We start from the raw sequence: 6026 nt of genomic DNA on the forward strand, positions 1-6026 counted from the left end.
GGGCGGGCGAGGCCCCGGACTGCCGCCTCCTCGAGCTGCCCGGCACGCCCCGCCACCTCCGCCAGGCACTCCCGGAACACCCGCACGGCCGGCGACGCCAGCTGCGCCTCGCGCTGGGCGGTGAAGATCGTGCGGCGGGGCGTGCCGGGCAGCTCGAGGAGGCGGCAGTCCGGGGCCTCGCCCGCCCAGACCAGGTCGGGCATCAGGGCGACGGCGTGGCCGGAGGCGGCGAGTCGGATCTGCGCCTGCAGGTCGGCGGTCTCGAAGCGGACGTCCGGCTCGAACCCCGCGACCCGGCAGGTCTGCTCGGCGAAGTGGCGGCTCGCGGTACCGCGCGGCTCCATCACCCAGGCGGAGTCGCGGGCCGAGGCGAGGTCGACGACGGCGGAGTCGCGGCTCACGGCGAGGCGGATCGCGTCGGTCGTCAGGTCGCTGCGCACCAGTCCGGGCAGCCAGGAGGTCGAGTGGCCGGGGTACTGCTCGGCGACGACGAGGTCGAACTCCCGCGCCCACGACGTCTCGTGCAGCGCACCCTCGGGCTCGCGCTGCACCATCTCGACGCGCACCTCGGGGAAGCGGTCGGCGACGGCCCGGAGCGCACCCGGCATGAGCGCGAGCGCGGCCGACTGGAACACCGCGACCCGCACCCGCCCGGTCACCGACTCCCCCGAGGCCGCGAGCGCCGCCTCCGCCCGCTCGAGCAGGGCCATCACCTCGCCGGCCGCTTCGACCAGGATCTCGGCCTGGGGTGTGAGCTGCACGCGCCGGCCCGCCTTCCGCAGCAGCTCGACGCCGGCCTCGCGCTCGAGCACGGCGAGCTGCTGCGAGACGGCGGAGGGACTGTAGGCGAGGGCCTCGGCCGCGGCGGCGAGAGTGCCGCGGATGGCCACCTCGCGAAGCAGGACCAGGCGGCGGACATCGAGCACGGCGTCTCTCCGATCGTTCAGCTGAGCTGACCGGTACCGGTAAGGAACGGTCGCTTCTGCTCAACGGTAGTCGGTCGAATACTGAAGGCACCCACCTCAGAGCAGAAGGACCGCACCATGACGGATCTCGCCAGCCCCGCTCTCGCCACCGGCCCCGCGGCCGACGGCCCGTCCGCCGATTCGATCGATCCCCGCCTGGTCGACGAGAGCGTCGCCCTGGTGCGGCGCTGGCTGCGCGAGGCGTCCGCGATCCCGATCGACGCCTCCGGGGCGCAGCTGGCGGGCGTGCTGAAGGACCCGGCCGGCCTGGACTTCACGGTCGGCTTCGTCGACGGCGTCGTCCGCCCCGAGGACACCCGCGTCGCGGCAGCGGCGCTGAAGGCGATCGCGGGCGGCGTGCCGTCCTTCCTCCCGGCTCCGATGCGCGGCGCGGTCGCCCTCGGCGGCGTGATGGCGCCGCTCCTCCCGGACGTCGTGGTGCCGATCGCGCGCCGGGTGCTGCGCCGGATGGTCGGCCACCTGATCATCGACGCGACCGACTCCCGCCTGGGCCCGGCCATCGCCGCGATCCGCCGCGACGGCGTCCGGCTCAACATGAACCTGCTCGGCGAGGCCGTCCTCGGCCGCGAGGAGGCCCACCGCCGCCTGGAGGGGACGCACCGGCTCCTCGCCCGCGACGACGTCGACTACGTCTCGATCAAGGTCTCCTCGAGCACTGCCCCGCACAACCCGTGGGCCTTCGACGCCGCGGTCGACGACATCGTCGAAGAGCTGGCGCCGCTGTTCGCCCGGGCCGCCGCCTCCTCGCCGCAGAAGTTCATCAACCTCGACATGGAGGAGTACAAGGACCTCGACCTCACCATCGCGGTCTTCACCCGCATCCTCGACCGGCCGGAGTTCCTCGGTCTCGAGGCCGGCATCGTGCTGCAGGCCTACCTGCCGGACGCGCTCTCGGCGATGATCCGCCTGCAGGAGTGGAGCGCCGCCCGCCGGGCCCGCGGCGGCGCCGGCATCAAGGTGCGCCTGGTCAAGGGCGCGAACCTGCCGATGGAGCAGGTCGAGGCCTCGGTCCACGGCTGGCCGCTGGCGACCTGGAGCAGCAAGCAGGACTCCGACACGAACTACAAGCGCGTCGTCGACTACGCGCTGCACCCGGAGCGGATCCGCAACGTGCGGGTCGGCGTCGCCGGGCACAACCTCTTCGACGTCGCGTACTCGTGGCTGCTCGCCGGCACCCGCGGCGTCCGCGAGGGGATCGAGTACGAGATGCTCCTCGGCATGGCCCAGGGCCAGGCGGAGGCGGTGCGCCGCACGGTCGGCTCGCTCCTGCTCTACACGCCGGTCGTCGCGCCGGCCGAGTTCGACGTGGCGATCGCCTACCTGATCCGCCGGCTGGAGGAGGGCGCGTCGAGCCAGAACTTCATGTCGGCCGTCTTCGAGCTCGAGGCCGACCCGGCGCTCTTCGCGCGGGAGGAGGAGCGGTTCCGCGCCTCCGTCGCCGCCCTCGACGGGGCCGTCCCCCCGGCGCACCGCGTGCCCGACCGGTTCGCCGCGAGCGGCCGTCCGGGACCGGGCGACTTCCGCAGCACCCCCGACACCGACCCGTCCGTCGCCGCGAACCGCGAGTGGGCGCAGGCGATCCTCGCGCGCGTCCCCTCCTCCCGGGCCGGCGCCGACGCGATCGAGGCCGCCACGATCGGCACCCTCGACGAGCTGGAGTCGGTGCTCTCCGGCGCCCGCGGCAGCGGCTGGAGCGACGTCCCGGCCGAGGAGCGCGCCCGCATCCTGCACCGCGCGGGCGACGAGCTGGAGGCGCGCCGCGCCGAGCTGCTCGAGGTCATGGCGGCCGAGGGCGGCAAGACCCTCGACCAGGGCGACCCCGAGGTCTCGGAGGCCGTGGACTTCGCCCACTACTACGCCGAGCGCGCCCTCGAGCTCGACGCGGTCGACGGCGCCCGCTTCCACCCGGCCGCGCTGACCCTGGTCGCTCCGCCGTGGAACTTCCCGGTCGCGATCCCGGCGGGCGGCGTCCTCGCGGCGCTCGCGGCCGGCTCCGCCGTGGTGCTCAAGCCCGCCGGACCGACCGCGCGCTGCGGCGCCGTGGTGGCCGAGGCGCTGTGGGCGGCGGGCGTGCCCCGCGAGGCCCTGCGCCTGCTCCGCCTGCCGGAGGAGGAGCTGGGGCGCGACCTGATCGCCTCCCCGCAGGTCGACCGGGTGATCCTCACCGGCGCCTACGAGACGGCGGAGCTGTTCCGCTCCTTCCGGAACGACCTCCCGCTGCTCGCCGAGACGAGCGGCAAGAACGCGATCGTGGTCACCCCCTCGGCCGACCTCGACCTGGCGGTGAAGGACGTGGTGGCGAGCGCCTTCGGGCACGCGGGCCAGAAGTGCTCCGCCGCCTCGCTCGTCGTGCTGGTGGGCTCCGTCGCGCGCTCGAAGCGGTTCCGCGCGCAGCTGCTCGACGCGGTCTCCTCCCTCACGGTCGGCTACCCGACCGACCCCGCGACGCGGATGGGGCCGGTGATCGAACCCGCCGAGGGCAAGCTGCTGCGCGGCCTGACCGTGCTCGGCGCCGGTGAGACCTGGCTGCTGCAGCCGCGGAGCCTCGACGACTCCGGACGCCTGTGGAGCCCCGGCGTCCGCGACGGCGTGCGCCGCGGGTCCGAGTTCCACCGCACCGAGTACTTCGGGCCGATCCTCGGGATCATGACGGCGGCGACCCTCGACGAGGCGATCGCGATCGTCAACGAGGTCGACTACGGGCTCACCTCGGGCCTGCACGCGCTCGACCCGGAGGAGATCGGCACCTGGCTCGACGGGATCGAGGCGGGCAACCTCTACGTGAACCGCGGGATCACCGGGGCTATCGTGCAGCGCCAGCCGTTCGGCGGCTGGAAGAAGTCGGCGGTCGGCCCGGGCACCAAGGCGGGCGGGCCGGACTACCTGCTCGGCCTGGGCTCCTGGACCGCGGCGCCGTCGGAGGCTACCGCTCCGGTCGTCGGACCGGCCGCCCGCCTGCTCGCCGCGTCGCGCGCGGAGCTCCCGGCGGAGGAGCACGCCGCGGTGGAGCGGACGGCGCGCAGCTGCGCGGCGGCGTGGGCCGCGGGCACTCCTCGCGACGTGACGGGGCTGGAGGCGGAGCGCAACGTCTTCCGCCGCCTGCCCTACGACTCCGCCGTGCTGGTGCGCCTGGCCGCCGGGGAGCCGCTGGGCTCGCTCGTGCGGGTGGCCGTCGCGGCGGCGACCGCGCGGGCACGGGTGGTCGTCTCGAGCGCCGCGGCGCTGCCTCCGCAGCTCGCCGCCGGTCTCGACGAGGCGGCCGGCGCCGTCGTGGTCGAGGACGACGCGGCGTGGGAGGCGCGGGTGCGCGCGCACGGCGCCGGACGGTTGCGCCTGCTGGGCGCGTCCGCCGCGACGGTGACGGCCGTGACGGGCGGGCGCCCCGACCTCGCGGTCTACGCCGGCCCGGCGACCGAGGCGGGCCGGCTGGAGCTGCTGCCGTTCCTCCGCGAGCAGGCCGTGTCGATCACGGCCCACCGCTTCGGCACGCCGGACCACCTCACGGACGGGCTGCTCTGACCGGCGTGATCCGACCGGCGTGATCCGACCGCCTGCCACGAGGTGCCGCTCCGGTACGCCCGCTCCGGCGTGTCGCGTACCGGAGCGGCGTCTCGCGGCAGAGGGAGACGGAGGGACGACGGGGCGGAGAGGGATCAGCCGCAGGCCGCACGTCAGTCCGCGTCAGCTCCGCGACGGGGCCGCAGGGGTGGAGCGCGCGTCGTTGCTGGTGCGCGTGCCCTCCGGGAGGAGCGCGGCGCGTCCCACGCCCGATCGACGGCGGCGGCCGGGGTCAGCAGGATGTGCGCATGACCCGCCAGGAGAACGGCCGGCGCACCGCCGCGCCCGCCCGCGCGCCACGCACGCGCCCGACCGTCGGCTCCGCCTTCGACCCGCGGTCGAACAGCATCAACGCCCTGCGGCTCGGGCTGGCGGTCCTCGTCATCGTGTCGCACTCCTTCCCCCTCGGCGGCTACGGCGACGACCCCGGGTTCGGAGGCTCGACCCTCGGCGCCTGGGCGGTCGGCGGGTTCTTCGCCACCTCCGGCTTCCTGATCACCGCGAGCCGGCTGCGCTCGCGATCGCTGGTCGACTTCCTCTGGCGGCGCTTCCTCCGCATCTATCCCGCCTTCCTCGTCTCGCTCCTGGTCGTGGCCTTCGTCGCCGCACCGCTCGCGTCGCTCCTCCTCGGAGCCGGCGAGTACAGCGCGGCCGGGGCGGTGCGCTTCGTGGTCGCCAATGCGGCCCTCTACATCCGGGAGTACGGCATCGCGGGGATGCTCGGCTCCGTGCCCTACCCGGGCGCGTGGAACGGCTCGCTCTGGAGCCTGTTCTACGAGTTCGTCAGCTACGTCGTGATCGGCCTGCTCGTCTCCCTGGCGCCCGCGCGCTGGGTGCGCCCCCTCGTGGTCGCGGGATTCGCGGGCCTCACCCTCGTCGCGGCGGTGCTCGCGACGGACCTCGTCCCGTTCCCGGCGCCCCTCAACCAGACGGTGACGCTCGTCGGGTACTTCCTCGCCGGCGCGCTCGTGCACCTGTACCGCGACCGCCTCCCCCTGACGGGCGCGCTCACCGCTGCCGCGGCCGTGCTGCTCGTCCTCGTGATCGCGGCCGGCCTCTACCGCGTGCTCGCCGGCCTCCCCCTCGCCTATCTGATGGTCGCGCTCGGCGCCCGGCTCCCCCTGCGTCGAGTGGGCGCGACCCACGACGTCTCCTACGGGATGTACATCTACGCGTTCCCCGTGCAGCAGCTGCTCTCGCTGGCGATCGTCGGAGCCGGAGCCGACGTGCCGCTCTGGGCGTACATCGCGCTCTCGGTCGCAGCGACGGTCCCCCTCGCGTGGGCGAGCTGGCTGCTGGTCGAGCGCCCCGCGATGCGGCTGAAGCGCCTCACCGCCCGGGCTCCCGTCGACGTCGAGGGCCACGTCCTGCGCTGAGGCGCCGAGCCGAGAGCCCGGAGCCGCGACCCTGCAGCCGTCCTCGCACAGCGCGCCCGCCCGCGGCCGTCCACGCCCGGTCGCGGGCGGGCGCGCTGTGCGAGGA

General features: G+C 75.0%; 3 protein-coding genes. 2 read left to right on the forward strand and 1 reads right to left on the reverse strand.

What is annotated here, in order from left to right; genetic code table 11:
- A partial coding sequence (locus C5C25_RS14570) for a LysR family transcriptional regulator (RefSeq protein ID WP_104251017.1) occupies positions 1 to 926 on the reverse strand: 926 nt, incomplete at its 3' end.
- Positions 927 to 1043: 117 nt separating this feature from the next.
- Between C5C25_RS14570 and C5C25_RS14575 the strand changes: the two genes are divergently transcribed.
- Together C5C25_RS14575 and C5C25_RS14580 are read left to right on the forward strand one after the other, a co-directional pair.
- Positions 1044 to 4505 carry a bifunctional proline dehydrogenase/L-glutamate gamma-semialdehyde dehydrogenase gene (locus tag C5C25_RS14575; RefSeq protein ID WP_104251018.1) on the forward strand — a complete coding sequence of 1154 codons (3462 nt, stop codon included), beginning with the start codon at positions 1044 to 1046 and terminating at the stop codon, positions 4503 to 4505.
- Between the two features lie 287 nt (positions 4506 to 4792).
- Complete coding sequence (locus C5C25_RS14580) at positions 4793 to 5920, forward strand: acyltransferase (RefSeq protein WP_104251019.1); 1128 nt, start codon at positions 4793 to 4795, stop codon at positions 5918 to 5920.
- Positions 5921 to 6026: the final 106 nt, after the last annotated feature.

The sequence above is a fragment of the Rathayibacter sp. AY2B9 genome, assembly GCF_002931595.1.
Lineage (GTDB): Bacteria > Actinomycetota > Actinomycetes > Actinomycetales > Microbacteriaceae > Rathayibacter.

Coding starts and splice junctions, on each gene's coding strand:
- C5C25_RS14575 (WP_104251018.1), top strand. CDS start 1,044: ATGACGGATCTCGCCAGCCCCGCTCTCGCCACCGGCCCCGCGGCCGAC.
- C5C25_RS14580 (WP_104251019.1), top strand. CDS start 4,793: ATGACCCGCCAGGAGAACGGCCGGCGCACCGCCGCGCCCGCCCGCGCG.